Origin of the sequence: Tolumonas auensis DSM 9187, from assembly GCF_000023065.1 — a bacterium.
GTDB classification, from domain to species: domain Bacteria; phylum Pseudomonadota; class Gammaproteobacteria; order Enterobacterales; family Aeromonadaceae; genus Tolumonas; species Tolumonas auensis.
On the sequence record NC_012691.1, the window covers coordinates 3,361,459 to 3,387,654 of the forward strand.

General features: G+C 50.9%; 22 protein-coding genes. 13 read left to right on the forward strand and 9 right to left on the reverse strand.

Annotated features, from left to right (window positions below):
• Window positions 1-28: 28 nt before the first annotated feature.
• Together tal (TOLA_RS15760) and tkt (TOLA_RS15765) are read left to right on the forward strand one after the other, a co-directional pair.
• Entirely contained in the window at window positions 29-982 is a 954-nt protein-coding gene (gene tal / locus TOLA_RS15760) for a transaldolase (RefSeq protein ID WP_015880108.1), read from the forward strand.
• Between the two features lie 251 nt (window positions 983-1,233).
• Window positions 1,234-3,234, forward strand: coding sequence for a transketolase (gene tkt / locus TOLA_RS15765; protein WP_015880109.1), 2,001 nt, complete (start codon window positions 1,234-1,236; stop codon window positions 3,232-3,234).
• A 161-nt stretch (window positions 3,235-3,395) separates the two neighbouring features.
• Here tkt (TOLA_RS15765) and TOLA_RS15770 read toward each other — a convergent pair whose 3' ends face one another.
• The 7 genes from TOLA_RS15770 to TOLA_RS15805 all read right to left on the reverse strand — a co-directional run bounded on the left by TOLA_RS15770 (window position 3,396) and on the right by TOLA_RS15805 (window position 11,450).
• Window positions 3,396-4,415: an IS630 family transposase gene (locus TOLA_RS15770; protein WP_015880110.1), complete on the reverse strand. Its 1,020-nt coding sequence runs from the start codon at window positions 4,413-4,415 to the stop codon at window positions 3,396-3,398.
• Between the two features lie 250 nt (window positions 4,416-4,665).
• Window positions 4,666-4,821, reverse strand: coding sequence for a hypothetical protein (locus tag TOLA_RS16815; protein ID WP_015880111.1), 156 nt, complete (start codon window positions 4,819-4,821; stop codon window positions 4,666-4,668).
• Window positions 4,822-4,925: 104 nt separating this feature from the next.
• Window positions 4,926-5,975 carry an RHS repeat-associated core domain-containing protein gene (locus tag TOLA_RS15780; protein WP_041609564.1) on the reverse strand — a complete coding sequence of 350 codons (1,050 nt, stop codon included), beginning with the start codon at window positions 5,973-5,975 and terminating at the stop codon, window positions 4,926-4,928.
• Window positions 5,976-6,513: 538 nt separating this feature from the next.
• Entirely contained in the window at window positions 6,514-8,892 is a 2,379-nt protein-coding gene (locus TOLA_RS15790) for an RHS repeat-associated core domain-containing protein (RefSeq protein WP_015880114.1), read from the reverse strand.
• Between the two features lie 54 nt (window positions 8,893-8,946).
• Window positions 8,947-9,450 carry a hypothetical protein gene (locus TOLA_RS15795; protein WP_015880115.1) on the reverse strand — a complete coding sequence of 168 codons (504 nt, stop codon included), beginning with the start codon at window positions 9,448-9,450 and terminating at the stop codon, window positions 8,947-8,949.
• 170 nt (window positions 9,451-9,620) lie between these two features.
• Complete coding sequence (locus TOLA_RS15800; RefSeq protein ID WP_015880116.1) at window positions 9,621-9,986, reverse strand: hypothetical protein; 366 nt, start codon at window positions 9,984-9,986, stop codon at window positions 9,621-9,623.
• 72 nt (window positions 9,987-10,058) lie between these two features.
• Complete coding sequence (locus TOLA_RS15805; RefSeq protein WP_015880117.1) at window positions 10,059-11,450, reverse strand: tetratricopeptide repeat protein; 1,392 nt, start codon at window positions 11,448-11,450, stop codon at window positions 10,059-10,061.
• A gap of 210 nt (window positions 11,451-11,660) precedes the next feature.
• Between TOLA_RS15805 and TOLA_RS15810 the strand changes: the two genes are divergently transcribed.
• From TOLA_RS15810 to TOLA_RS15820, 3 genes are all read left to right on the forward strand, one after another.
• A complete protein-coding gene (locus tag TOLA_RS15810; RefSeq protein WP_083757783.1) occupies window positions 11,661-12,398 on the forward strand; it encodes an Lcl C-terminal domain-containing protein in 738 nt (245 codons plus the stop codon).
• A 1-nt stretch (window position 12,399) separates the two neighbouring features.
• Window positions 12,400-12,921: an Lcl C-terminal domain-containing protein gene (locus TOLA_RS15815; RefSeq protein WP_015880119.1), complete on the forward strand. Its 522-nt coding sequence runs from the start codon at window positions 12,400-12,402 to the stop codon at window positions 12,919-12,921.
• 120 nt (window positions 12,922-13,041) lie between these two features.
• Window positions 13,042-13,494, forward strand: coding sequence for a tellurite resistance TerB family protein (locus tag TOLA_RS15820; RefSeq protein ID WP_015880120.1), 453 nt, complete (start codon window positions 13,042-13,044; stop codon window positions 13,492-13,494).
• 44 nt (window positions 13,495-13,538) lie between these two features.
• Here TOLA_RS15820 and TOLA_RS15825 read toward each other — a convergent pair whose 3' ends face one another.
• The gene (locus tag TOLA_RS15825) at window positions 13,539-14,489 is read right to left on the reverse strand and encodes a sugar-binding transcriptional regulator (RefSeq protein ID WP_015880121.1); all 951 of its coding nucleotides are present in this window, start codon (window positions 14,487-14,489) and stop codon (window positions 13,539-13,541) included.
• A 188-nt stretch (window positions 14,490-14,677) separates the two neighbouring features.
• On the opposite strand from TOLA_RS15825, the gene dalD reads away from it, so the two are divergent.
• The 5 genes from dalD to tkt (TOLA_RS15850) all read left to right on the forward strand — a co-directional run bounded on the left by dalD (window position 14,678) and on the right by tkt (TOLA_RS15850) (window position 22,196).
• On the forward strand, window positions 14,678-16,081 hold the full coding sequence (dalD, locus tag TOLA_RS15830) for a D-arabinitol 4-dehydrogenase (RefSeq protein ID WP_015880122.1): 1,404 nt from the start codon (window positions 14,678-14,680) through the stop codon (window positions 16,079-16,081).
• 11 nt (window positions 16,082-16,092) lie between these two features.
• Window positions 16,093-17,562 carry a xylulokinase gene (gene xylB, locus TOLA_RS15835; protein WP_015880123.1) on the forward strand — a complete coding sequence of 490 codons (1,470 nt, stop codon included), beginning with the start codon at window positions 16,093-16,095 and terminating at the stop codon, window positions 17,560-17,562.
• Between the two features lie 89 nt (window positions 17,563-17,651).
• Entirely contained in the window at window positions 17,652-18,944 is a 1,293-nt protein-coding gene (locus TOLA_RS15840; RefSeq protein ID WP_015880124.1) for an MFS transporter, read from the forward strand.
• Window positions 18,945-19,009: 65 nt separating this feature from the next.
• Complete coding sequence (gene tal / locus TOLA_RS15845) at window positions 19,010-19,963, forward strand: transaldolase (protein ID WP_015880125.1); 954 nt, start codon at window positions 19,010-19,012, stop codon at window positions 19,961-19,963.
• Window positions 19,964-20,195: 232 nt separating this feature from the next.
• Window positions 20,196-22,196 (forward strand): transketolase, encoded by a 2,001-nt coding sequence (gene tkt, locus TOLA_RS15850; RefSeq protein WP_015880126.1) that lies wholly within the window; start codon window positions 20,196-20,198, stop codon window positions 22,194-22,196.
• A gap of 79 nt (window positions 22,197-22,275) precedes the next feature.
• On the opposite strand, the gene rloA3 is transcribed toward tkt (TOLA_RS15850), so the two are convergent.
• Complete coding sequence (gene rloA3, locus TOLA_RS15855; RefSeq protein ID WP_015880127.1) at window positions 22,276-22,803, reverse strand: retropepsin-like aspartic peptidase RloA3; 528 nt, start codon at window positions 22,801-22,803, stop codon at window positions 22,276-22,278.
• A 536-nt stretch (window positions 22,804-23,339) separates the two neighbouring features.
• Between rloA3 and ilvG the strand changes: the two genes are divergently transcribed.
• Genes ilvG through TOLA_RS15870 form a run of 3 tightly spaced genes read left to right on the forward strand, consistent with a single transcriptional unit; the run spans window position 23,340 to window position 26,188 of the window.
• Entirely contained in the window at window positions 23,340-24,989 is a 1,650-nt protein-coding gene (gene ilvG / locus TOLA_RS15860; RefSeq protein WP_015880128.1) for an acetolactate synthase 2 catalytic subunit, read from the forward strand.
• On the forward strand, window positions 24,986-25,252 hold the full coding sequence (gene ilvM / locus TOLA_RS15865) for an acetolactate synthase 2 small subunit (protein WP_015880129.1): 267 nt from the start codon (window positions 24,986-24,988) through the stop codon (window positions 25,250-25,252). The genes ilvG and ilvM overlap by 4 nt, the downstream gene beginning before the upstream one ends.
• A gap of 12 nt (window positions 25,253-25,264) precedes the next feature.
• A complete protein-coding gene (locus TOLA_RS15870) occupies window positions 25,265-26,188 on the forward strand; it encodes a branched-chain amino acid transaminase (protein ID WP_015880130.1) in 924 nt (307 codons plus the stop codon).
• Window positions 26,189-26,196: the final 8 nt, after the last annotated feature.

Sequence of the window (26,196 nt, forward strand, 5' to 3'; positions counted from 1 at the left end):
CCCATTTTCTATCGTGTAAGGAGTTAATGTGAGCAGTCTATTAGAACAACTTCGTGCCGTTACCACTGTGGTTGCCGACACCGGCGAGTTACCCGCCATCAAAGCATTTAAACCGGAAGATGCCACCACCAACCCATCATTAATTCTCAAAGCCGTAACCTTGCCTGAGTATGCGTCGCTGCTGGATAGCATCGTAACCTCTGCGCGCGCCCTTTCTGCAGATTTGGCTGTGCAGGTCGAAGAAGCCGCCGACCGTCTGATTGTGGCGATTGGTTGTGAAGTGTTAAAGCATGTGCCCGGCCGTATTTCCACCGAAGTCGATGCCCGTCTCTCTTTTAATACCGCCTCCACCATCGAAAAAGCCCGCAAGCTGATTGGCTTGTATGAGTATCAGGGTATTCCCCGTTCGCGTGTGCTGATTAAAATCGCCTCGACCTGGGAAGGTATCCGTGCCGCGGAACAGCTGGAAAAAGAAGGCATTAACTGCAACCTGACGCTGCTGTTCTCATTCGCTCAGGCCCTCGCCTGTGCCGAAGCCGGTGCGTATCTGATTTCGCCATTTGTCGGTCGTATTCTGGATTGGTACAAGGCCAAAACCGGTCAAAGCTACACCGCCGAAAATGACCCGGGCGTGAAGTCGGTGAAAGCGATTTATCAGTATTACAAACAGCACGGCTACAACACCGTGGTGATGGGTGCGAGCTTCCGCAGTGCGGAAGAGGTGCTGGCGCTGGCGGGTTGTGACCGCCTGACCATCAGCCCGAATCTGCTGCAGGATCTGGAGGCGCAGTCCGGTGAGCTGGTGCGTCAGCTGGCCGATGACGGTTTGCGTCTGCCACGTCCAACTCCGCTGAGTGAAGCCGAGTTCCGCTGGCAGCACAATGAGGATGCCATGGCGACCGAGAAGCTGGCGGAAGGTATTCGTAACTTTGCGGTTGACCAAGTGAAGTTAGAACAGTTACTGGCGACGCGGTTGGCGTAGTTGATTTCGGATAGGGTGATTGGTTGTAACGGCGTGCCAGGTGGCTCGGAACAATATCCCTGTCTCCTGACTCGTCGTGAACCCATCCATGGGGACTCCGCCGCGCCATCCCTGGCGCGGAGGGTCATCCGACAGGGATATCATTCCTCGTTGGCAATTCGTGTTATTTCCGTTCCCATGCCCCTAGTCCAACCTGTCTTCCTATTTTTTGATTGAACTAATTTCTTAGATTGCTAACTGGAGTTTTCTAAATGAGTTTAGATGCAAAAACCCTCGCTAACGCCGTGCGTATGCTCAGTGTCGATGCCGTGCAACAAGCCAACTCCGGCCACCCCGGTGCGCCGATGGGTATGGCCGATATCGCTGAAACACTATGGCGTCACCATTTAAAACACAACCCGACTGACCCGAAGTGGATCAACCGCGACCGCTTTGTGCTCTCTAACGGTCATGGCTCGATGCTGCTGTATTCGCTGTTGCATCTCACCGGTTATGACCTGCCACTGGCCGAGTTAAAACAATTCCGTCAGCTGCACAGTAAGACGCCGGGCCACCCGGAATACGGCTATGCACCGGGCGTCGAAACCACCACCGGCCCGTTAGGTCAGGGTATTGCCAATGCAGTGGGTATGGCACTGGCAGAGAAAACCTTAGCGGCGCAGTTTAATAAACCGGGCCATAACATCGTCGACCATTACACCTACGCCTTTATGGGTGATGGTTGTTTGATGGAAGGGATTTCGCATGAAGTGTGTTCACTGGCGGGTACGTTAGAGCTGGGTAAGCTGATTGCGTTCTGGGATGACAACGGTATCTCGATTGATGGTCATGTCGATGGTTGGTTTACCGATGATACCCCGGCGCGTTTCCGGGCGTACGGCTGGCAGGTACTGGATTCAGTCGATGGTCACGACCCGCGCGCATTAGATGCCGCCATTCGTGAAGCGAAAACTGACACCCAACGTCCAACGCTGATTTGCTGCAAAACCATTATCGGCTACGGTTCACCGAATAAATCCGGCAGTCACGACTGTCATGGGGCACCACTGGGGAAAGACGAAGTCACCAAGGTGCGTGAGTTCCTGCACTGGCCGCATGCACCGTTTGAAATTCCACAAGATATCTATCAGGCATGGAATGCCAAAGAACAGGGCCAGCACCATCAGGCCAGCTGGCAGCAGCATTTCAGTGCCTACCGCGCGGAATACCCGGAACTCGCCGCAGAATTGCTGCGCCGTAGCACCGGCAAACTGCCACAAAACTGGGCGGAACAGGCTAACGCCTATATCGCTGACCTGCAGGCTAATCCAGCCAACATTGCGTCCCGTCAGGCCAGTCAAAAAGCATTGAACGAATATGCGAAGATTCTGCCAGAGCTGCTCGGCGGTTCCGCGGATTTGGCGCCGTCCAACCTGACCCGTCACACCTCCGCCCTGGATGTCAGCGCTGAAGTACCTCAAGGCAACTACCTGCACTACGGGGTACGTGAGTTCGGTATGTCGGCCATCATGAATGGCATTACCTTGCACGGCGGTTTCATTCCTTATGGCGGCACTTTCCTGATGTTTATGGAATATGCCCGTAATGCGGTGCGTATGGCCGCGCTGATGAAGCAACGCTCCATCTTTGTATATACCCACGACTCGATTGGTCTCGGCGAAGACGGTCCGACCCACCAACCGGTGGAACAGCTCGCCAGCCTGCGCCTGACGCCGAACATGGAAACCTGGCGGCCATGTGACCAGGTGGAAAGTGCGGTGAGCTGGAAAGCAGCGATTGAGCGAGCTAATGGCCCGAGTGCCCTTATCTTCTCAAGACAAGCCCTGACCCAACAGCCAAGGACCACCCAGCAAGTTCAGGATATCGAACGCGGTGGCTACACCCTGCTGGATTGTGACGGCACCCCGGAGCTCATCATCATGGCGACCGGCTCGGAAGTGGGATTAGCGGTTAATGCAGCCAACACCCTGAGTGCGGAAGGCAAGAAAGTACGCGTCGTCTCCCTGCCCTGCACCGAGCGCTTTGACAAGCAACCGGCGGCGTACAGAGAACAGGTGTTACCGAAAGCAGTCCGCGCCCGTCTGGCGATTGAAGCGAGCATTGCCGATTACTGGCAACGCTACACCGGCCTCGACGGCGAAGTGATTGGCATGACCAGCTTCGGGGAGTCCGCCCCGGCGGAGCAGTTGTTCAAGCTGTTTGGCTTCAGTGATGAGAATGTGCTGGAGAAAGCGCGGAGATTGCTGGCTTAACGTTTGATCACAAAGCGCCTTTCATCTGCAAAGGCGCTTTGCATACAACATGATCTTACTAAATATGACCGCCCAACTCTTTTGAGATGGCGTTGGCAGCAGCCTGCAATGGTTGCAATAACGCATCCTGACCTAAATAACTGATCCTAATTGTGCTCCACCTATTTATTCTGTGCTGCTATTGCAAACGGGCTGACATGATCTAAAAAATACTTCACCTTTTGCAATAATTCCCACATCGCCCGACATCGGTGGTTTCTGGTGACCATCTCGTGCATTGAGCGCCAGAGTAGTTCAATCCGATTGACCCACGGTGAGTAAACAGGTTGAAACAGTAACTCAAATTTTGGATTGTTCTTGAGCCATACCTGCGTCTTTTGGCTTTTGTGGATCACGTAATTATCAAGGACCAGGATAATTTTCTTCGCCCGACGGTAATGCCGTTTCAGCTTTTCCAGTAGTTGAATAAATAGGTCTGAATCCTTACTCAGCCCTGTGGTGTAAATTACCTTGCCCGTCTGACTATTAAGTGCACCGGCAACATAGTGTTTTTCGTTTTTCCCTGGTGTGGGTATTCGTTTTTGTTGATGACGACGCATCCAATCCGCACCAATTTTAGGATTCAGGTCGATATCTGCTTCATCGACATAAAAAACCGGTTCATTAATAGAGTGACTTTGTAATGCATTGTTTATTAATGCCATTTTCTCATCACGATGTGGGTCACGAATATGGAGTGTCGGCGCAGCTCTACGCCAAACAATGCCCATTTTAGGTAACCAACGGCGGATGGTAGAGGCAGCAATGTTGAGTTCTGGACACAGGCGATGAATAAGCGATGCAAAAAGCTCTGAACTCCAACGTGAACGTTGATAACCAAAATCTTCTGGCGAGAACTGAATAAGCAGCTCTAAAATGAGTCGAATTTGTTGGTATGGCAAAGAACAAAATCGTCCGCGTTGTTTACTTTCGAGACCGGAAATACCACATTCCTGATACCAGCTGAGCCAGCGTTGAATAGAAGAACGAGCAGCGGCAGTCAGTTGATGAACCATCGAAACAGTCTGCCCCTGATGCAGCATGAGAATAGCAGTCAGACGCCGGGCATGTTCTTTATCGTTGGTTTTATAAATGATTTTTTCGATGCGTCTGCGTTCGGCGCGAGATAAAACTGGTAACATAGCGGTAACTCGGTTTTGGGCGATTGTTTAGTTTGGCGACGATATGATCGCATAACTAAAACCGAGTTACTCCCACCAAGTGATCTACATTTCGGAACAGTTATTTAGTCGCTGCAGTTTCACCGCACCACTGATAATAGGTCGTGGTGGATTGGCTATTTCCAGCACTGTCTTTGACGGTTTCAGTATCAAAGACAGTGTCAGCTTTTCACCAGCCCTACCGGATTAACTCTGATAATAATTATCCGAATTAATATTTAGGACATACAGTTTTTATACCTATCCCATCTTTAAATGCATAAAATTCTATACAATTTTTATCATTAATTTTCACGGTTCTTTTTCCGATATCACTTGATTCAATTAACTCAAAGAATGATGTTTCTCCATTTTGGTTCCAATCCATATTCTTCCATGAATAATTTTTACTGAAAGCAAAATACAATCTGCAAAAAATATAAATGAATACCAATAAACCGAGTACAGTTAATATCAAAAAAGTAGTTTTTTTTAACGAGCCCATGGTGCACTTGATCCATTAGAAGGTGAAGTAGCTAAATGAACTGTACTACTATCAGAATAAGCTCCCTGATCTAACAGGCTCATTCCAACATTTGCAGGAAACATTTGATCACCTGAATCAATTCCTGACTCTTTTAGGCAATCTTGTATTGGTGAGCCACAGTTATTCGATATTGGATCGTAACTACCGCGATCTTTTTTCATGCATGCTTCAACCTTTTTCTCCTGATCTGAAGTTAATGGAATCAGGACTCCCAGACCATCTCTAAAATTGTTTTTAGCATAATAATCAGAAGCTTTACCAGTCCACATTCCATCGCGTCCAAACGAATAAACCGTGCCATTTATATCTGTGGAAACATGACCAAACGATGATCCACTCCAGCCAACAGGATGCCAAATTGTGACCTCTGTGCGTAAACCCAAAGGATCGATAAAATTAACAGAAGCATTCCCCACATACCCATAAACATTCAGCCCGCCGTTTTCTCCAATCGGGTCTCGGCTTAACCAGCGGCCGGTTTGTGGGTTATAGGCGCGATACAGCGTCAGATTCAGACCCGTCGGTTCATGGCGGAACATACCGGCATAACCAAAGCGTGGCTGAATACCTGTCGCCAGTTCGCGTTTACCATAGGCATCATAGCGCGACTCGCCCAGTAAGGAACCATTCACATTCACGACCTGCATCACACTGCCAAGTTTATCAGTGGCGTAGTAGCGGTTCTTGCCGTTAATTTGTTCGCCCTGCGGATAATAACGTTCCGTGACGGCGCCGCTGCTGTTGAGTGCCATGCAAAGTTTATCGCCACACCACTGGTAATAAATAGTGGTTGATTGACTGTTACCGGCACTGTCTTTGACGGTTTCTATGTCACTGATACGGCGGGATAACCCGTCATAGGTAAACGCACTGACAGCCCCGATGGTTTTGTTCGTCGCGCTCAGCAGACGGTTTTCCGCATCCCAGGTGTAGGTGAAACGACCATCATCCAGCAGGTTGCCGTTAGATGTAGCTCTGGTTGTTTTCAGTGACAACCGGATTGGCATCCTTTGGTGGTAAAGGTGTGAAAGCTTTCATTACTGACATGTGCAATCACTGTTCATAGCCGCACCCGCAGATCCGGTTTTATCTGAACGAAGGGCCGCATTAGCGACCCTTCTGGGTACCTCATACTGGTTCGAGCGGGTCAAACGCCCTGTTATTTTAAGCCAAATTGACCGATGAGCCTCCAGCAAGTCAAATTTCGTATAAATTTATCCTTTGAGAAAATGAAAGAAGGAAACATCCAGTCGTTGATATAAAACTGTCTTGTTTCAAATGCATAACCAGTGATGCCATCATTTGTTTTGACGAGCATATAGGCGTCATCTTTGTCGAAAAAACATTTTTCCACGACTAGGGAATCCGCTTTTTTCATCTTGGCTACTATTGGCGATTTATCTAACGGCAAATCATTTCTCTGATAGACAATCAATCTCTCTGATGTTGTGAAATGCCAGTTGCTCCCCAATATATATTCAAGGAATAAGACTAGGATAATTATCAATCCGATAAAAACGGTCGTTTTTTTCCTCATTCTTTTTTGCCCGAATAAAGTTTAACACGATCTACTACATTCGCATCCAAAAGGCTCTGCATAACACCATTAGGTGTAACGGAAAGTTGGAAATTAACGCCTACCCTCCAAAGACAGGCTTGGGCTCTTGTAGTGCAATTGTTGAACAGTTTATCGTATTCTTGGTGGCTTTGTTTTTCTTGATACATACATTGATCAAACTGCTTATCTTGAGTAGGAGTAAGTCCAATCTCTAGTCCCCAACCAGTACGACCATTCTTAATGGTTTGTCTATTTATATACTTATCCTTGGTTGGAAAGGTTGTATCCCAACCATTTGGTCCAAAAGAGTTATTTGTTCCATCACCGCTAACAGAAGATACATGACCAAACCATGAACCAGGATCATGTAGCATTGGGCTCCAAACAATGATCTCCCGATTTAATCCCGTCTCGTCACTATAACCAATCGGATCACCCCCCACATACCCATAAATATTCAGTCCGCCGTTTTCCCCAATCGGGTCACGGCTTAACCAGCGGCTGGTTTGTGGATTATAGGCCCGATACAGCATCAGGTTCAGACCGGTTGGTTCATGACGGAACATACCGGCATAACCAAAGCGTGGCTGAATACCTGTCGCCAGCTCACGTTTGCCATAGGCATCATAGCGCGACTCGCCCAGTAAGGAACCATTCGCATTCACGACCTGCATCACACTGCCGAGTTTATCAGTGGCGTAATAGCGATTTTGCCCGTTGATTTGCTCACCCTGCACATAATAGCGTTCGATGACTGCGCCGGTGCTGTCCATCGCCATGCAAAGTTTATCGCCACACCACTGGTAATAAATAGTGGTTGATTGACTGTTACCGGCACGGTCTTTGATGGTTTCGGTGTTACTGATACGATGGGACAATCCGTCATAGGTAAACGAACTGACTGCACCGCTGGTTTTGTTGGTCGCACTCAGCAGACGGTTTTCCGCATCCCAGGTGTAGGTGAAACGACCATCATCCAGCAGGTTGCCGTTGGCATCATAACTGTAGCTCTGGTTGTTTTCGGTCACCACCTGATTGGCATCATTTGCCGTAAAGGTGGTCTGTCTACGCCCTTTGGTGATGCTGAGAATATTATCGGCATCATCATAGTCAAAGGTGGTTTTACCGAACGGTGGTTTACTCCAGAAGCCATGGTCATTATGCCCCCGGTCTCCCAGCCATTTACCCTGCTTCACCGATGTTAAACGGTCGGCATTGTCATACTCATAATGGTCGTGCTGACCCTGTGGCCAGTCGTGACGCCGCAGCAGACGGCCCTCTTCATCGTGGAAGGTGAAGATGGATTTTGCACCGATGAGTTTCCGCGGGTGAGTGATGGCCAGCAGCTGACGGTCGAGCTGATTGCCGCCATACACATAGTCAGTGCGCCATGGTGAGTGCTGCAAGGCTTCACTGCGCACCTGAGCGGTATCACCCAGATAGGCATAGTCAAAGACACCCAGCGCGTTGGTCAGCTGCGCGACACGGCCTAAGCTATCGTATTGCCAGGCATCGGTATTATCACCGGTGGTACGGTTAAGCACGCGTCCTGCCGCATCGTAGCTATAAGTGACGGGCTGCTGTTTACCTGCCGGTGTCTCTTTTACCAGATGCAAAGCACCGGCTGCGCCAATATCGCCGTAGGCATAGGTGGTTTTGCCGGTGCCATCGGTCATGCTGGTTAACAACGGGAAGGAGCTGTCATAGCTGAATGATACCGCCAATGTGGCATTTTGAGCATTGCTGTAGCTGATGGCCGCAATTTTGTCATCGGCGGTATAGTTCAGGTTTTTGACCTGACCGAGCGGGTCGGTCTGACTGATCAGACGACTGCTGTTGTCGTAATCAAAACTGGTGGCAGATCCATCCGGCAGGGATTTACGGGTTACGCGGCCTTCAATATCGCGGGTCCACGAGGTGGCGCGACCCATGGCATCCGTCAGGGTTTTCAGACGGCCGTTTTCATAATAACCATACTGAACGGCACGTCCCATCGGATCAGTTTCTGATACCAGACGGCCCAGTTCGTCATAGTCATATTGGGTTGTACGGCCTAAACGATCCTGCGCACTGCTGACATTGAGTTTATCCCAGGTGTAAGTACGGGCAGTACCATCAGGGTAGGTGGTCTTTGCCAGACGATCCAGCTTGTCATATTCATAACTGACGGTATACCCCAGTGCATCTGTGGTGGTTGCCACACGACCAACATCATCGTAAGTGTATTGCGTGGCCACTTTACCTTTCGGGTTGATGACGTTGATCGGGTGACCACTTTCATCATAGGTATAACGGGTAGTTTCACTTAACGGATTAGTCACACTGGTGAGCTGGCCGTTATCGTTATAGGTCATGGTAGTCGTCTGACCTGCCGCATTGGTATAGGTCAGCGGGAGATGCTGTTCATTTCAGGTGTAAGCCGCGATCTGTTTACCACCCTGAGAAACAGCTGTTAAATCCTGCTGGTTATCGGCATAGGTCATGGTAGTAACACGCCCGACAGGATCGGTGTATCGCGTCACTTTACCAATGCTGTTGTAACTGATTTTGGTCAGTTGTGTACGTCCATCATCCAGCACTCGGCCAATAATTGATGGTTTATCTAAAGCACCGGTTGCACCACCCCAGCCCTGATTGGGATAGTTAAACCAAATCCGGTTTTCCAGCGGATATTTGATACTTTCATGAACCGCCGCGGTCACACTGGTGTTGTGTGTATCGTGCAGCCAGTGATGAATCAGCGCCTTGGTATAATCACCGGCGCCTTCTTTCATGGCCGTTTTATCCCAGTAATAGGTGTTTCGGCCATTGATATAACTGTTAAACAGGCTCATGCCAGTAATAGTGCTAAATGCAGCACTAAGACCCAGACGAGAAAGCACTAAATCCGACACGGCATTAGGCACGTTCATTTATTTACAACATGCTGTCACAAATTCGTCGCTGTTAGGTTACTGTTTTTATTGGTTTTTTCTGCAAGATGATAATCTTGCGTGGGGTGTGCAGTTTTGATGAAGAGGGAGAGTCTTATTTAACAGGGTGACCTTCTTGTCTTGGGAAGGCTTGGAGATCACCCTATGAATTAATTTGAAAATCTAGAAACCATAATTAAACACTGAATATTTGCTAATGGCTCTTTAAAAAAGTACTTGGCTTTATCTAATGTGATTGTCCAATTTTTTATGGAATAAAAGTTAAAGTCATATATATATCCGTAGTTTTTCTGATTTCTTACATAAAAATACATATCTGTTTTGTCGTCAAAACAACCAAATACATTGACTACAACACCTTTGTCTAAGGCGGCAATTTTCACCATTTTATCAAATGGCTCGTTTTCAGCTGATTGATACATATTTGTTTTTTTTGTAATTTCAATATCATATCCCGTTATTGAAAAAACACAGATAAGTACAATAAAGAAAAAGAATATTATTAATTTCTTCATTTTTTTGTCCATACCAATTAAATGACTCGACAGATCCGCTATTTATTAACTCTTGCTGAAAAGAACCTGGCATCACGGATGGATATATATTAACACCTGCATTCCATCCGTAGATTCAGCCGTGAATTCACCGCTACTGCGGTTATAACTCCGTTCTGTGCGGGAACCGCCGCCGGTCAGCATGACTTTTACGCTATTGCCGATGCTGTTAGGGTTATCCTGCACCCAACCCAGCCAGTTGTGGCTCCACTTCTGGCCCAGGTTGGAAAAGGTGAAAGTGGCAGGTTGCGTTGCTTCCAGTTGGTTGTAAGTCAACGTGAAATTTACATCAGGGCCAACACTCGCTTTGTAGCCAACTGGTGTGTCGGTAATGTTCAGACTAACCAGCATGGAGGTGACAGCATAATGAGGCATACCTTTAGAGCTGCCGGAACCATCACATGAATCATTACAGTCTTTAGTGTCTGACGCCGAGGTCGCGGTGCTATCACTGCTTCCCGTATATCCTGCACCACGGATCGTTTTTGCAGCAGTCGGATCAACTAACTTACCAGTACCGGATAGTTTTTTATCAACCAGATAATTACCGCTGGATTCACGCAGAATGCTGGCGGCCGTCATTTCATTATTCTGGCCTGATATCGGGTCAGCAATGGTGTAATGGTCGCCATTTTTAGCCAGTATCGCTGCAAAATGGCCTGACTTCCAATGCACCACAGACGGAACCGGGATCTGATCGTTTGTATTAATGACGCTGGCCTGCAAACCATGTTTATGGGCGATGCTTTGCAGCTCAGCCAGAGAAAAACCGTCTTTCGGCGCGGGCAGGAGTAGAGGCTGCTGACTGCCGGATAATCCACTCTGCCGCAGAAGTTCAGTCAGGGCCACAGAACCACAACGGAATGACTCCTGAGGATTATTCTGCATTTCCCACAGACCGCTTTTAGCCTGTGCAATGACAGCATCTGCAATACCAGACTGATGAGAGACCGTTTGTTTTAATAAAGCTTCAACTTGTTTCTGATGACCTAGCTGGGTATGCAATGACAGACGAGCCGCGTAAATACGATCGCTAAGCACAGCCATATCATGATTTTCTAATACCGAAATACCGGTTGATGCTTTGTCATATGCCTGCAAAGCATCGGAATAACGACCTGCTTGCTGATAGATCAAGCCCAGGTTCAGCCAGAGGGAATTGGCCCAGGCAGAATGAGGATGAGAGTTCAGAAAACCCTCAATTGCTTTTGTCTGCAGTGGGTCATGTGCCGTTTTATATTGCTGCAATGCAGCTGACAGATCTGTCAGTTCAGAAGAAATAACAGAACCATTTGCCAGCAGTTGCTCAGGAAACAGGTTATAAAAGGAGGGCTCAGAATATCCTGTTGAATTTTGTGCGAGCGCACCTGTCGGAAGTCCGCTGGCCAGTATCGCGGCCAGCAGCCAGTGATGTTTGATCCGCATGCTCTATCCTTATTGTTTTGTTTTAAAAATAACGTTGTCATTTGAGACAACTGCGGAGTTTACAATAAGGATTCAATAGAGTCAAATCTCTTGCTTTTTTACCTCCTTATATTTTTAGTTTCATATGAACCCTTTATTCGATACCCTATTGAGGATGCCCTTACAGAGGGCCCATTCATTTCAGGTATTCACTTTTACGATAAAAATAATATGACAATGACACGGTATGGTTTGCTGCTGGCAGGGCTTAGCTGCATTAGTTTATCCGGGTGCGGCGATAATGCTGCGAAACCCCAAATCGAAAGAAACGACACAGGGATCACCTCCTGCGCTGATAATCAGCACACCCGGTTACAGTGCCCGGTGACCGGTTTCCCAGGGCAGCATGAAAGCGGACGTGATATGACGGATGCGAATGACAATGACGGACATGCAGGCTTTAGTTTCACCAAATTGGATAAAGATGGGCATGACTTATCCTCAGACGCCAAAGAGTGGTCATGTGTGCGGGACAATGTCACAGGGCTTATCTGGGAAATAAAAACAACGTCAGGTCTTCAGAATAAAGACTCCACATATACCTGGTATCAGGAAAATCAGAAAATCAATGCCGGTTTTGTCGGCATAAAAAATGGTGGTCACTGCGAAGGTAGTGACTGTGATACCTCCGGTTATGTTTCAGCCCTTAATCAACAAGGTCTTTGTGACTACCATGACTGGCGGATGCCAAATGTGGATGAACTGAGCAGTATTACAAACCTGAATGAATCAGCACCGGCTATCGATACCCGGTATTTTCCGGAAACAGTGGCCGCTGCGTACTGGACGTCAGTGCCTGTTGCGACACTGCCTGCCAATGCATGGGATGTTTATTTCAAAGGCGGTGGGAGCGACTGGGATAATAAACAAAATTTACTACATGTCCGTTTAGTCAGGGAAAGAAAATAGCATGAAGCGTTTATTCTGGTTATTACTCAGCACGCTGGCTGGTCATACGCTGACTGTCTATGCACAAACCTGCGATTATGAACATACGCCAGCTGATACCCCTGATAGCCGTTATCAGATCAACAGAGATGGAACCGTTACTGATTTCCGGACCAATCTAGTGTGGCAGAACTGCCCGGCAGGCTTGTCTGGTAAGGATTGTTTACAGGGAAAGGCAACCGGAATGAACTGGCAACAGGCATTGTTATACGCAGAAGAGCAACGAGGGAAAAAACTGGCCGGATACAACGACTGGCGGTTACCGACAATAAAAGAGTTACGGACACTGTCTAACCGGCAATGTAATTATCCGGCAGTGAATATCCATGCATTTCCCAATACACCATCTTACTGGTATTGGTCGATCTCTCCGGTGATTTCTGACGGTGCCTATGCCTGGGGCATAGCGTCGGACTATGGTTATGACAGTTGGAGTAACAAGCTCAACAAAGGTCTGGTACGACTGGTAAGAACTGTAAGATAAAAAAATCAGCGGGCGTCATGAACTGCCACTCGGCAGAAATACTGCTAACACCACTGTTCACTTGATTTCTGCGATCACAGCTCAGATGATGAGAGGGATGAATCAGTTGTGAGGTCAGTTATGCTTGCTCTATTACGTTCGCTGTTCCGGGAAGTTATGTCCGGCAATAATGGCAGCGGTGCCGCCGAAACCGCAGCGGTTCAGCTGGCGACGGCTTCGTTGCTGTGCGAGGTATCACGGGCAGATAATCATTACGATGCCAGAGAAGAAAAAGCCAAAATTCATCTGCTTAACCACCTGCTGGAAATCGATGATGCTGCGGCCAGAGCGCTGTTGGCACAAGCCCGGCATAAAAGTGAAAATGCCATCTCTTTGTTTGATTTTACCAATAAATTAAGGGCATTAGAGCAGGCAGAACGATTCGAGCTGATCAAAGCAATGTGGCAGGTTGCCTACGCCGACGGACATCTGGACCCGCAGGAAGAAGCGGTGATCCGTCAGGTGGCCGATCTGATTTATCTGGATCACCCCGAGTTTATCCGCGCCAAACTGGCGGTAGTGCAGACGGCGTAGCCGGTCAGTGCGGGACATGCTATTCCCGCAATCCGGTATGGCGATCAGCCGGCACTCAGCAGGTAATTCGCCGTATCCTCATCCGTCACCAGACCAGAAATCCAGCTGCCGTTTAAGACCGCGCGGATGGCCCGGTGTTTTTCTTTACCACCCGCAAACGCAATGATGTTTTTATGGGTCTGCGGTTGTAACAACCCGCTGGTTAAACGCGGGTTCAGTTCACAGTCAACCCGGCTGCCATCGTCGGCCAGAAAATGCCCCAGAACTTCAGCCACCACATTGGCCTGTTGCAGCATGGCCAACTGTTCAGCGGAAATGAATCCGTCTTCGCATAACGGGCAGTTTTCATTTACTTGTCCGATACCAATAAATGCCACATCCGCCTGCTCGGATTTATCAATGACCGCCCGGTAAAGACGGTGACTGCGCCATAACTCGCCATCTTCTTTGCTGTCCGCAAACATCGGTGCCGGCAGGATAAAATACTTCCCCTGTGTCTTTTCCGCCATGCGCAGAGGAACGTCATACCGGGTACATGAACCATCGGAAGCAATCGCCCCGATCAGGGAAACACAAACATGCTGAGGACGGTCTAATTCGGGCAGTGCATCAATCGAAGATCGCAGCATACGACCAGAACCCACCGCAACAATCTGCGGTTCTTCCTGCCGTAAATATTGCGCCATGACCTCGGCGCTGGAAACAGCGATCATCCGGCTCACCGAGTCCTCATCCAGCCCTCCCGATGGCACAACATGACATTCGGCTAATCCGAACCGTTTCTGCAGGCGGGAGGCGAGGTCCATACAGTCCGCAATCGGATGAGAAATACTGACCGTGACGATTTGCTGTTCCGATGCCAGCGCCACCAGCCGTTGCGCAGCCTGACGCGAAACACCAATGATATCAGCGATCTCATTCTGTGTTTTTCCTGCCACGTAATACAGCCAGGCCGCCCGGGCCGCCTGATCCAACTTTTTGTCATGTCTGCTCATCTTATCCCCTGCGACCGCCCCGCTTATTTTCATGAATTTTACCCCGAAGAGTGCAGGGAATTCAGTTTATTTCAAAAAGTGTGATCAAAAGACCAGTTAATGGGCAAATATTCAAATAATCTACATTCAACGAGAGCAAAAGCCCAAGAAAAGGGCAAACAATCAAACACAAGATGAAGGAGTTAAACATGGATAATCAAAAGAAACATGTATGGATGCATATCGGTGCCGGTTCTTTCCATCGGGCGCATCAGGCATGGTATCTGCACCGCTTACTGATGCAGGGTGATACACGCTGGTCCATCGCGCTCGGCAATATCCGTGGCGATGCGAATGCGCTGCTTTCGGCACTGGAAAAACAACACGGTGAATACATACTGGAAACCGTGACACCGGCCGGTGAACGTAAATACGAACGCATTACTTCGGTGAAAAAAGTGCTGCCATGGGATGAACAGCTGACAGCGCTGGTGAATCAGGGCGCCGATGCAGAAACCGGCGTCATCAGCTTTACCGTGACCGAAGGTGGTTACTATCTGGATACCGAGCACAGACTCGATCCGAAAAATCCGGATATTCAGGCTGACCTGCAAGGTGAAGCCCGCACCATTTACGGCACCCTGGAACGCATCCTCCGCCAGCGCATTAAACGCAAAGCCGGTCCGGTCACACTGCTGAACTGCGATAACCTGCGCCACAACGGCGAACGTTTCCGTAATGGTTTTCTGGCCTTCCTGGCACTGAAAGGCGATATGCCGTTACTGGACTGGGTGAAAAATTACACCACCTCGCCGAATACCATGGTTGACCGTATTACACCGCGTCCGACTGCTGACATTGCACCCCGGGTGGCAGAAAAAACAGGTTTCAAAGATCTGGCGCCGCTGATGGGTGAAGCGTTTATTCAGTGGGTCATCGAAGATGATTTCATTGCCGGCCGTCCGGCGCTGGAAAATGTCGGCGTGGAAATGGTGCAATCCGTTCTGCCATGGGAAGAAGCGAAAATCCGCATTCTGAATGCCAGCCACAGCTGCATCGCCTGGGCCGGTACCCTGATCGGACAGAGCTATATTCATGAAAGCACCCAGACACAATCCATCTGTGAAATGGCCTGGGAATATGTCACTCAGGATGTCATTCCGTCATTATCACCAAGCCCACTAGATCTGAACGCATACCGTGATGTGGTTCTGGATCGTTTCCGTAATCCGTATATCCAGGACACCAACCAGCGCGTTGCCGCGGATGGCCTGTCCAAAATTCCGGGCTTCATCACTCCGACACTGCTCGAGTGTTACGACCGGGATCAAATTCCACGCGCCACCACCGTGTTACCGGCTTTGTTCTTCCTGTTTATGGAACGCTGGCATCAGAACGAACTGCCATACACCTATCAGGACGGCATTCTGGATGCGGCAGAAATGCATGCCCGTTTCAACTCCGCCGATCCGCTGGCCGCCTTTGCCCGTGATGAAGCGCTGTTCGGCCCGCTGGCATCCAAAGCCAGCTTCGAAAGATTACTGCGTGACACCGTGCAGAGTCTCAGAAGCTGGATCAAAGAACAAACGACCGATTTAGTTGTCAGCCAGTAAGGAAGACCGCCATGTATTTGGGCCTTGATGCAGGAACATCGGAAATTAAAGGGGTGGTGATTGACGAGAATGGGAGCCTGCTCGCAAGCGCAGGCGAACCACTGACCGTGCAGCGCCCACATCCTCACTGGTCGGAACAGGATCCGGCGCAATGGTGGCAAGCCACACAGCAGGTGATATCCCGTTTGCGGAATAAAATCGGGGATCGCTGGTCACTGATTAAATCCATCGGCTTATCCGGGCAGATGCACGGTGCGGTCCTGTTAAACCGCGATGGCAAGGTGTTGCGCCCGGCGATCCTGTGGAACGACACGCGGAGTGCCGAAGAGTGCCGGCTGTTAACAGAGCAGGCGCAGGAGCTGCACGACATTGCCGGAAACCTGGCCATGCCCGGTTTTACTGCGCCGAAACTGCTGTGGGTCGCGCGGAATGAACCGGAAATCTTTGAGCAAATCGACACCGTTCTGCTGCCCAAAGATTATCTGCGCTGGATGATGTGCGGCGAGAAGATCAGCGATATGTCGGATGCTGCCGGCACATTATGGCTCGATGTGGCGCGTCGTGACTGGTCTGATTCCCTGCTGGCCGCCTGTGGCCTGACCCGGGATAACATGCCACGTCTCGCCGAAGGCAGTGAACCAGCCGGAACACTTAAAGCCGAAATTGCCCGTGAATGGGGCTTAAAAGATAACGTCATTATCGCCGGTGGTGGTGGTGATAATGCCGCCAGTGCGGTTGGGATCGGTGCCGTGAGACCGGGCGATGCGTTCGTGTCACTGGGCACATCGGGGGTGTTGTTCGCGGTCAACGACCAGTATCGTCCGAACCCTCAGTCTGCGGTACATGCGTTTTGTCATGCCCTGCCACACCGCTGGCATCAGATGAGTGTCATGCTGACGGCGGCCAGTGCGCTGCGCTGGTTATGTCAGCTGCTGAATACCAATGAGACAACCTTGTTGTCGGAAGTGGCGACGCTCAGTTTATCTGAACAGCAACAATCACCGATCTTCCTGCCTTATCTGTCAGGAGAAAGAACGCCACATAATGACCCGCAGGCCACTGGTGCGTTTCACGGTCTGACCCATGCCACTAATCGCGCCATGCTTGGCTATGCCGTTCTGGAAGGGGTGACTTTTGGTATCGCGGATGGGCTGAAAGTGCTTGAGGAAGCGGGTACGCATCTCAACGAGTGTTCACTGATCGGCGGCGGTTCCCGCAGCCCATGGTGGGCCCAGCTCATCGCTGACACGCTTAATTTACCAATTGTCACGCATCTTGGCGGAGAAGCCGGTGGCGCACTCGGCGCGGCACGCCTCGGCTGGTTAGCGACCGGAGGTGCTGAAGCGGAGGTCTGCAAAAAACCGGACATCCAGCATCGCTACATTCCGGATGCGGGCCGGCATCAGCAACTGATGCCTCGCTTAAGCCAATTCCGCCTGCTCTATCAACAGCAGGTTCTGGCCAGAAAAACGCTTAATTAAACAGTCATCCCCGCCCGGGACGGGCGGGTTTATACCGCAGTTTATCCAACTAACGAAATCTGACGCCAGGGCGTGAGAGGAGCTTTGCTATGCAATCACAAAGTAATAATTGGTTTGGTCTGCCCAAAATGCTGTTCTGGGGCTATATCGCAGTCGCAGTTTTTATGAGTGGTGATGGTTTTGAAATGGCGTTTTTATCAAAACATATTACCGACCTTGGTTTTACCCCGGCCCAATCCGCACTGGTCTTTACCGTTTACGGTCTGGCTGCCGCAATCGCCGCCTGGAGTTCCGGTGTCGTAGCGGAAATTATCACCCCGCAGAAAGCCATGAAAATCGGGTTCTGTGTCTGGGTCGTGATGCATGTCTTGTTTATGGAGTTAGGGCTGGGCCTGAAAAATTTCCCGATGATGCTGTTGTTTTATGGCATCCGCGGGCTGGCCTATCCGCTGTTCATCTACTCCTTCGTCATGCTGATTGTACAGACCGTACCAAAACATCAGGTCTCTTCCGCCATGGGCTGGTTCTGGGCGATGTATTCCATCGGTATCGGCTGTATCGGCAGCTATCTGCCCAGCTTTTCCATTCCGTATATGGGCGAACGCGGCACCTTATGGTTTGCGATTGCCTGGGTCATTGTCGGCGGCCTGATTGCCATGTTCTGCCTGCGTAATGTCGGTGCGGAAAGTGAAAAAGCCAAGTTAACCACTAAAGAGAAGATCACTGAGCTGACCCGGGCCGTCACTATTCTTTATACCAATAAGAATATTTTCCTGGCCTGCCTGATCCGCATCATCAACACCATTTCGCTGTTCGGCTTCGCCGTCATCATGCCAATGCTGTTCGTTGGCCGGCTGGATTTCACCATGTCTGAATGGTTGCAGATCTGGGCCGTATTCTTCTTTGTCACCATCTTCACTAACGTGATGTGGGGGGTATTGGGCGAATACATCGGCTGGATGCGTCAGGTGCGCTGGTTCGGTTGTGTGGGTTGCGCCATCTCCAGTCTGGCCTTCTATTACCTGCCTGTCACCTTTGGCCATAACTTCTGGATCGCCGTGATCCCGGCCGTTATGTTTGGTATTACCGTCGCCGCATTTGTCCCTATGACGGCTGTGTTTCCGGCACTGGAACCACATCATAAAGGGGCGGCGATCTCCATTTATAACCTGTCTGCGGGCCTGAGTAACTTTGTCGCTCCGGCTATCGCCTCTGTTGCCCTGCCCTTTGTCGATATCGTCGGGGTGGTATGGATTTACACCGGTTTATACCTGTTTGCCGGTGTCCTGACCCTCATCATCAAGGTTGACCAACCGGCACGCCTGTCCGTATCCGAACGTAAAGATGCGGAACGATACGGTGACGCGTTAGACCCGGTTTAAGTTGTAACGGCGCTATGTCACTGCATAGCGCCTGCTGATTTCTCTTACATTTACAAGGAGTCGTTGTGAGCAGTTTATTACAACAGTTGCGAATCGTGACCACCGTAGTGGCCGACACCGGCGAGTTACCCGCCATCAAAGCGTTTAAACCGGAAGATGCCACCACCAATCCATCGTTAATCCTCAAAGCCGTGACCTTGCCTGAGTATGCGTCGTTGCTGGACAGCATTGTGACCTCTGCGCGTGCCCTTTCTTCCGATGTGGCGACGCAGACTGAAGAAGCTGCCGACCGTCTGATTGTGGCGATTGGCTGTGAGGTGCTGAAACATGTGCCCGGCCGTATCTCCACTGAAGTCGATGCCCGCCTGTCTTTTGATACCGCCGCTACCATCGAGAAGGCCCGCAAGCTGATTGGTTTGTATGAGTATCAGGGCATTCCACGCTCACGTGTGCTGATTAAGATTGCTTCCACTTGGGAAGGTATTCGTGCCGCCGAACAGCTGGGAAAAGAAGGAATTAACTGCAACCTGACGCTGCTGTTTTCGTTCGCGCAGGCCCGTGCCTGTGCCGAAGCCGGTGCTTATCTGATTTCGCCGTTTGTCGGTCGAATTCTGGATTGGTACAAGGCCAAAACCGGTCAAAGCTACACCGCCGAAAATGACCCGGGCGTGAAGTCGGTGAAAGCGATTTATCAGTATTACAAACAGCACGGCTACCCGACTGTGGTGATGGGCGCGAGCTTCCGCAGTGCGGAAGAGGTGCTGGCTCTGGCGGGTTGTGATCGTCTGACCATCAGCCCGAATCTGTTGCAGGATCTGGAGGCGCAGTCCGGTGAGCTGGTGCGTCAGCTGGCTGATGACGGTCTGCGTCTGCCACGCCCAACGCCGCTGAGTGAAGCCGAGTTCCGCTGGCAGCACAATGAAGATGCGATGGCCACCGAGAAGCTGGCCGAAGGCATTCGCAACTTTGCTATCGATCAGGTGAAGTTAGAACAGCTGTTGGCAACACGTCTGGCTTGAGTTTGCTAGTAAGCGGAAGAATAAAGCGGAGTGTTGTCGGAGTGGCATCCCTGTCTCCTGACACGCTGTGAATCCATCCCTGGACGCTCCGCCGCGCCTTCCGTGGCGCGGAGGGTCATCCGACAGGGATGCCACTCCTCGCTGAAATTTTGTGTGAGTTCTTCCGCTTACTCTATTCCAAAGCAGTCTTTCACTGATTTTTAATTATTTTGCTGATTTCTGGAGCTTTCTGATGAGTTTAGACCCCAAAACCCTTGCCAACGCCGTGCGTATGCTCAGCGTTGATGCCGTACAGCAGGCCAATTCCGGCCACCCCGGTGCGCCGATGGGCATGGCCGATATCGCTGAAGTATTGTGGCGTCATCATTTAAAACATAACCCGACTGACCCAACCTGGATCAACCGCGACCGCTTTGTGCTCTCTAACGGTCATGGCTCGATGCTGCTGTATTCGCTGTTGCATCTCACCGGTTATGACCTGCCACTGGCCGAGTTAAAACAATTCCGTCAGCTGCACAGTAAGACGCCGGGCCATCCGGAATACGGTTATGCGCCGGGTATCGAAACCACCACCGGCCCGCTCGGTCAGGGCATTGCCAATGCGGTGGGTATGGCTTTAGCGGAGAAAACACTGGCGGCACAGTTTAATAAACCCGGCCATGACATCGTTGACCACTACACCTATGCCTTTATGGGCGACGGCTGTCTGATGGAAGGGATTTCGCATGAAGTGTGTTCACTGGCGGGAACCTTGGAGCTGGGTAAGCTGATTGCGTTCTGGGATGACAACGGTATCTCGATTGATGGGCATGTGGATGGCTGGTTTACAGATGACACCCCCGCCCGCTTTCGCGCTTACGGCTGGCAGGTTATCGACGCAGTGGACGGTCATGACCCGCAGGCGATTGACCGGGCGATTAAAGAAGCGAAGAAAGACCAGCAACGGCCGACGCTGATTTGCTGTAAAACCATCATTGGTTACGGTTCACCAAATAAATCCGGCAGTCATGATTGTCACGGTGCCCCGCTGGGGAACGACGAAATCACCAAGGTGCGTGAGTTTCTGCACTGGCCGCATGCGCCGTTTGAAATTCCACAAGATATCTATCAGGCGTGGGATGCAAAAGCACAAGGCGAACAGGTTCAGAAAAAATGGAAACAGCAGTTCGCTGCCTATCAGGAAGTGTTCCCGCAGGAAGCGGCTGAACTCCTGCGTCGTAGTGCTGGCACATTAACGGCCGATTGGACAGACAAAGCCAATGCCTATATCGCTGACCTGCAAGCTAATCCGGCCAATATCGCGTCCCGTCAGGCCAGCCAGAAAGCCCTGAATGAATACGCGAAAATTTTACCTGAACTGCTCGGCGGTTCCGCGGATTTGGCGCCGTCCAATCTGACCCGCCACACCTCCGCCCTGGATGTCTCTGCAGCAACACCGCAGGGTAACTATATGCACTATGGCGTGCGTGAGTTTGGCATGTCCGCCATCATGAACGGCGTCACCCTGCACGGTGGGTTTATTCCTTACGGCGGTACCTTCCTGATGTTTATGGAATACGCGCGTAATGCGGTGCGCATGGCGGCGCTGATGAAGCAACGCTCCATTTTTGTGTATACCCATGACTCCATCGGCTTAGGTGAAGACGGCCCGACCCACCAGCCAGTGGAACAGCTCGCCTCGCTGCGACTGACCCCGAACATGGAAACCTGGCGCCCATGTGACCAAGTGGAATCTGCGGTGAGCTGGAGAGCGGCGATTGAACGTCAGAATGGCCCGAGTGCGCTGATATTCTCAAGACAAAACCTGACGCAACAGCCAAGAACCACCCAGCAAGTTCAGGATATCGAACGCGGTGGCTACACCCTGCTGGATTGTGACGGCACGCCAGAGCTCATCATCATGGCGACCGGTTCGGAAGTGGGCTTGGCGGTTAATGCCGCGAAAACATTGCAGGCCGAAGGCAAAAAAGTCCGCGTAGTTTCGCTACCGTGCACCGAGCGCTTTGACAAGCAATCGGCGGAATACAAAGAGCTGGTGTTACCGAAAGCCGTTCGTGCGCGACTGGCGATTGAAGCCAGCATTGCCGACTACTGGCAACGCTACACTGGCCTCGACGGCGAAGTGATTGGCATGACCGGGTTTGGCGAATCGGCACCGGCGGAACAGCTGTTCAAGCTGTTCGGCTTCAGTGATGAGAATGTGCTGGAAAAGGCGAGAAAACTATTGGTGTAGCACGTAAGTAAGCGTCATCTTTAATAGCCACATCATAATCCCTGTTCTGATGTGGCTTTTTTTCAGATCAGCTGGCTAATTAAGCCTCCGGACACTTCGGCTCCACCGTGAACTGGCGGGTGACGTCGATCAGCCCCAGATGCTGAATGGTACGGCGACCGATCAGCAGCGGATATTTCATATCCCCGCGGTCACGTAATGTGAACTGCTCTTCGTAAACCTGATCACCGATACAGATTTTCATCATCACCACCGGGCGATCATCTTTACCACCGGCACCGCGCAGCGTCACTTCGCGCACAATCTCCCGTTCAAATGACTGACGGGTTACTTTGTCATTGTCATCCTGTGCTTCGACATCAAAACGCACCCAATCCTTGCCATTGCGCGTAAAGGATTCCAGCTTTTTGGCATCCAGAGAGGAAGTCAGAGCACCGGTATCCATCTTGGCATTCATCACCAGATAGCCCGGTAATATCACGGCCTTTTCTACCCAGCCAAAGACCCGGGACGGGGCCGGTGCTGAGGGAACAAAATCGCGCTCAGCGGCATTTACTACACTGCTCAGGATCATCGCTATCAACGCCCATTTCATTTTATTACGCATTTGTGCCTCTGATATGACTACGTGTTGCACGTTTACGGCAGCCAACACCACCTCAGTTATTAGACAGCAAAAATATCATGTCGCTCATAACAACGCAGTCAAATTCGCCGATCAGAATATTTCGCCAGAGAGAGAAAATATTTCATGATATACAGATAAAAAAAGGCAAGTTGATAGTTAAAAACACTAAGTCTTTAGCGGTTTATTCGTCTGTTTAACCGGCCTTAACGCTAATTTGCTCAATAAACGAGCACCGGTCTGGAAAAAAAGGCTTGTTATCGGGCAAAGAAATATGCTAATTCTGTGTCACTCCCGCATGATTTTGCGGTTTAAACCGGATTTTTTGAATTTTATGAGCAAGATTCATTCTCTGATTAGCATTATTGTGATCCTGGTCGTGGTGGTGATTATTCCACCGCTCGGGGCGCGATTAGTTACTCGCTAATCAGGAAAGAGAGACTCACAAACCCCCGAGCACACCACTCGGGGGTTTTTTTTTAGTCATTTTTTTCGCAGTTAAAGAAAGGGACATGGAAATGAACGGGGCCCAGTACTTAGTCAAAGCATTACACCAGCAGGGTGTTACCCAGGTTTTTGGTTATCCGGGTGGCGCAATCATGCCGGTGTACGACGCACTGTACGATGGGGGCATTCCCCACCTGTTATGTCGTCACGAACAAGGCGCGGCGATGGCCGCTATCGGTTATGCACGCTCAACCGGCAAGGTTGGCGTCTGCATCGCCACTTCCGGCCCGGGGGCCACCAACCTGATCACCGGTCTGGCGGATGCACTGCTGGACTCCGTGCCGGTGGTGGCACTGACCGGTCAGGTCGCCTCCCCATTGATCGGCACCGACGCCTTCCAGGAAGTGGATGTGCTGGGCCTGTCACTGGCCTGCACCAAGCATTCCTTCATGGTGCAATCCGTGGATGAACTGGGTCAGATCGTCGCCGAGGCCTTCCGCATTGCCCGTTCTGGTCGTCCCGGCCCGGTACTGGTTGATATCCCGAAAGACATCCAGCTGGCAGCAGCCGATCTGGATACCCTGATTGAACTGGCAGCAGAACAGTTTGCAGATGATGAACTGCAGGCCATCAACGATGCGCGCGCTCTGCTGGCCGCGGCGAAAAAGCCGGTGCTGTATGTCGGTGGTGGCGTGGTCGCGGCCGATGCCGTGGCTGAACTGCGTCAATTCGCGACAACCACGCAGATGCCTTCTGTCACAACGCTGAAAGGGATCGGCACCCTCGATCCGAACTGCCCGCACTTCCTCGGTATGCTCGGTATGCACGGCACCAAAGCGGCAAATCTGGTGGTACAGGAAGCGGATCTGCTGGTGGTGGCCGGTGCGCGTTTCGATGATCGGGTGACCGGCAAGCTGGCCGCGTTTGCGCCGCACGCCAAAATTATTCATCTGGACGTGGATGCCGCCGAAGTCGGTAAACTGCGCAGCGCACACGTGGGTCTGCACGGCGATATGTGTAGCCTGCTGCCACAACTGGCAATGACAATGAACATCGCCAGCTGGCGTGAACACTGCGCGGCGATGAAAAATGATTTCCCGTGGCGCTATGATCATCCGGGTGAACACATCTACGCCCCGCTGCTGCTGAAACAACTGAGCGATACGCTGCCGGAAAACAGCGTAGTGTGCTGTGACGTCGGTCAGCATCAGATGTGGGTGGCGCAGCACATGCAGTTCAACAGCCCGCGTAACCACATTTCCAGCTCCGGTTTAGGTACCATGGGTTTTGGCTTGCCGGCGGCGGTTGGTGCTAAAATGGCGCGTCCGGATGACGAAGTGGTCTTGGTCAGCGGTGACGGTTCCTTTATGATGAACGTACAGGAACTGGGCACACTGCGCCGTGCCAAACTGCCGGTAAAAATGGTATTACTGGATAACCAGCGTCTGGGCATGGTGCGTCAGTGGCAGGAGCTGTTTTTCGACGCCCGTTTCAGTGAAACCATCCTGTCCGACAACCCTGATTTTGTGCGTCTGGCTTCCGCCTTTGATATCGCCGGCGAAACCATCACCCGCAAAGAAGAAGTGCCTGCCGCCATTGCGCGCATGCTGCAAAGTGAAGGCGCCTACCTGCTGCACGTTTCCATTTCAGCAGAAGAAAATGTCTGGCCTCTGGTTCCGCCAGGTGCCGCCAATCAGGATATGATGGAGAGCAAACCATGAAGCAATATCAGCTGAATCTGATCACCGGTTCCCGCCCTGAAGTGCTGGAGCGCGTGCTGCGCGTGGTGCGTCACCGTGGTTTTGCTCTGCGTCAGTTAAACATGGAAACCGTACCCGATAGCAGTTCCCTGCGTATTGCCGTGACCGTGGAAAGCGAACGCCCGATCCAGCTGTTGCAGAGCCAACTGAACAAACTGATCGACGTGTTTCACGTGGAAGCACTGGATCAATCCGAACAATCTGCCTTAAAGATCAGCGCATAAGGAAATACAAGCATGTCACAGACTACAAAATACATTTGGTTCAATGGCGAAATGGTTGAGTGGGATCGCGCGCAGGTACACGTGATGACGCACGCGCTGCACTACGGTTCTTCGGTGTTTGAAGGTATCCGTGCTTATGACACACCAAACGGCACTGCAGTTTTCCGTCTGAAAGAACACATTCAGCGTCTGTTTGATTCCGCCAAAATTTACTGGATGGAGATGCCATTCGACAAAGCCGCGATTGAACAAGCCTGCTGTGACATCGTGACTAAAAACGGCATGAAGAGCGCATACCTGCGTCCGCTGGCATTCATCGGTAACGTCGGTCTGGGTGTGCTGCCAAAGAGCGACAAGGTAGAAGTGATGATCGGTGCGCTGCCATGGGGCGCTTATCTGGGTGACGACGCACTGGCGAACGGTGTGGACGTAATGGTGTCTTCATGGAGCCGTCTTGCTCCGAACACTATCCCGACTGGTGCCAAAGCCGGTGGTAACTACCTGTCATCTCAGCTGATCGCCCGTGAAGCCCGCCGTAACGGTTATGTGGAAGGCATCGCGCTGGATACCAACGGCTATATCTCCGAAGGTTCAGGCGAAAACCTGTTCATCATCAAAAACGGCGTGCTGTACACCTCCCCGGCCACCTCCGGCATCCTGCCTGGTATCACCCGTGACACCATCATGACACTGGCACGTGAACTGGGTTACACCATCCGTGAAGAGTCGCTGCAACGTGAAGCGCTGTATCTGGCCGATGAAATCTTCATGTGTGGTACTGCCGCTGAAATCACCCCGGTCAGTTCTGTGGATCGTATGCAGATCGGTGAAGGTCGCCGTGGCCCGATCACTGAAGCGATCCAGAAATCATTCTTTGGTCTGTTCAATGGTGAGACCGAAGACAAATGGGGCTGGTTGACTCCGGTCAGCAAATAATTGATGTA

What these genes read in the sequence shown, in the direction of transcription:
- tkt (WP_015880109.1), top strand. Translation starts at nt 1,234, where the DNA reads ATGAGTTTAGATGCAAAAACCCTCGCTAACGCCGTGCGTATGCTCAGT.
- TOLA_RS15770 (WP_015880110.1), bottom strand. Translation starts at nt 4,415, where the DNA reads ATGTTACCAGTTTTATCTCGCGCCGAACGCAGACGCATCGAAAAAATC.
- TOLA_RS16815 (WP_015880111.1), bottom strand. Translation starts at nt 4,821, where the DNA reads ATGGATTGGAACCAAAATGGAGAAACATCATTCTTTGAGTTAATTGAA.
- TOLA_RS15790 (WP_015880114.1), bottom strand. Translation starts at nt 8,892, where the DNA reads ATGACCTATAACGATAACGGCCAGCTCACCAGTGTGACTAATCCGTTA.
- TOLA_RS15795 (WP_015880115.1), bottom strand. Translation starts at nt 9,450, where the DNA reads ATGAACGTGCCTAATGCCGTGTCGGATTTAGTGCTTTCTCGTCTGGGT.
- TOLA_RS15800 (WP_015880116.1), bottom strand. Translation starts at nt 9,986, where the DNA reads ATGAAGAAATTAATAATATTCTTTTTCTTTATTGTACTTATCTGTGTT.
- TOLA_RS15805 (WP_015880117.1), bottom strand. Translation starts at nt 11,450, where the DNA reads ATGCGGATCAAACATCACTGGCTGCTGGCCGCGATACTGGCCAGCGGA.
- TOLA_RS15810 (WP_083757783.1), top strand. Translation starts at nt 11,661, where the DNA reads ATGACAATGACACGGTATGGTTTGCTGCTGGCAGGGCTTAGCTGCATT.
- TOLA_RS15815 (WP_015880119.1), top strand. Translation starts at nt 12,400, where the DNA reads ATGAAGCGTTTATTCTGGTTATTACTCAGCACGCTGGCTGGTCATACG.
- TOLA_RS15820 (WP_015880120.1), top strand. Translation starts at nt 13,042, where the DNA reads ATGCTTGCTCTATTACGTTCGCTGTTCCGGGAAGTTATGTCCGGCAAT.
- TOLA_RS15825 (WP_015880121.1), bottom strand. Translation starts at nt 14,489, where the DNA reads ATGAGCAGACATGACAAAAAGTTGGATCAGGCGGCCCGGGCGGCCTGG.
- dalD (WP_015880122.1), top strand. Translation starts at nt 14,678, where the DNA reads ATGGATAATCAAAAGAAACATGTATGGATGCATATCGGTGCCGGTTCT.
- xylB (WP_015880123.1), top strand. Translation starts at nt 16,093, where the DNA reads ATGTATTTGGGCCTTGATGCAGGAACATCGGAAATTAAAGGGGTGGTG.
- TOLA_RS15840 (WP_015880124.1), top strand. Translation starts at nt 17,652, where the DNA reads ATGCAATCACAAAGTAATAATTGGTTTGGTCTGCCCAAAATGCTGTTC.
- tkt (WP_015880126.1), top strand. Translation starts at nt 20,196, where the DNA reads ATGAGTTTAGACCCCAAAACCCTTGCCAACGCCGTGCGTATGCTCAGC.
- rloA3 (WP_015880127.1), bottom strand. Translation starts at nt 22,803, where the DNA reads ATGCGTAATAAAATGAAATGGGCGTTGATAGCGATGATCCTGAGCAGT.
- ilvG (WP_015880128.1), top strand. Translation starts at nt 23,340, where the DNA reads ATGAACGGGGCCCAGTACTTAGTCAAAGCATTACACCAGCAGGGTGTT.
- ilvM (WP_015880129.1), top strand. Translation starts at nt 24,986, where the DNA reads ATGAAGCAATATCAGCTGAATCTGATCACCGGTTCCCGCCCTGAAGTG.
- TOLA_RS15870 (WP_015880130.1), top strand. Translation starts at nt 25,265, where the DNA reads ATGTCACAGACTACAAAATACATTTGGTTCAATGGCGAAATGGTTGAG.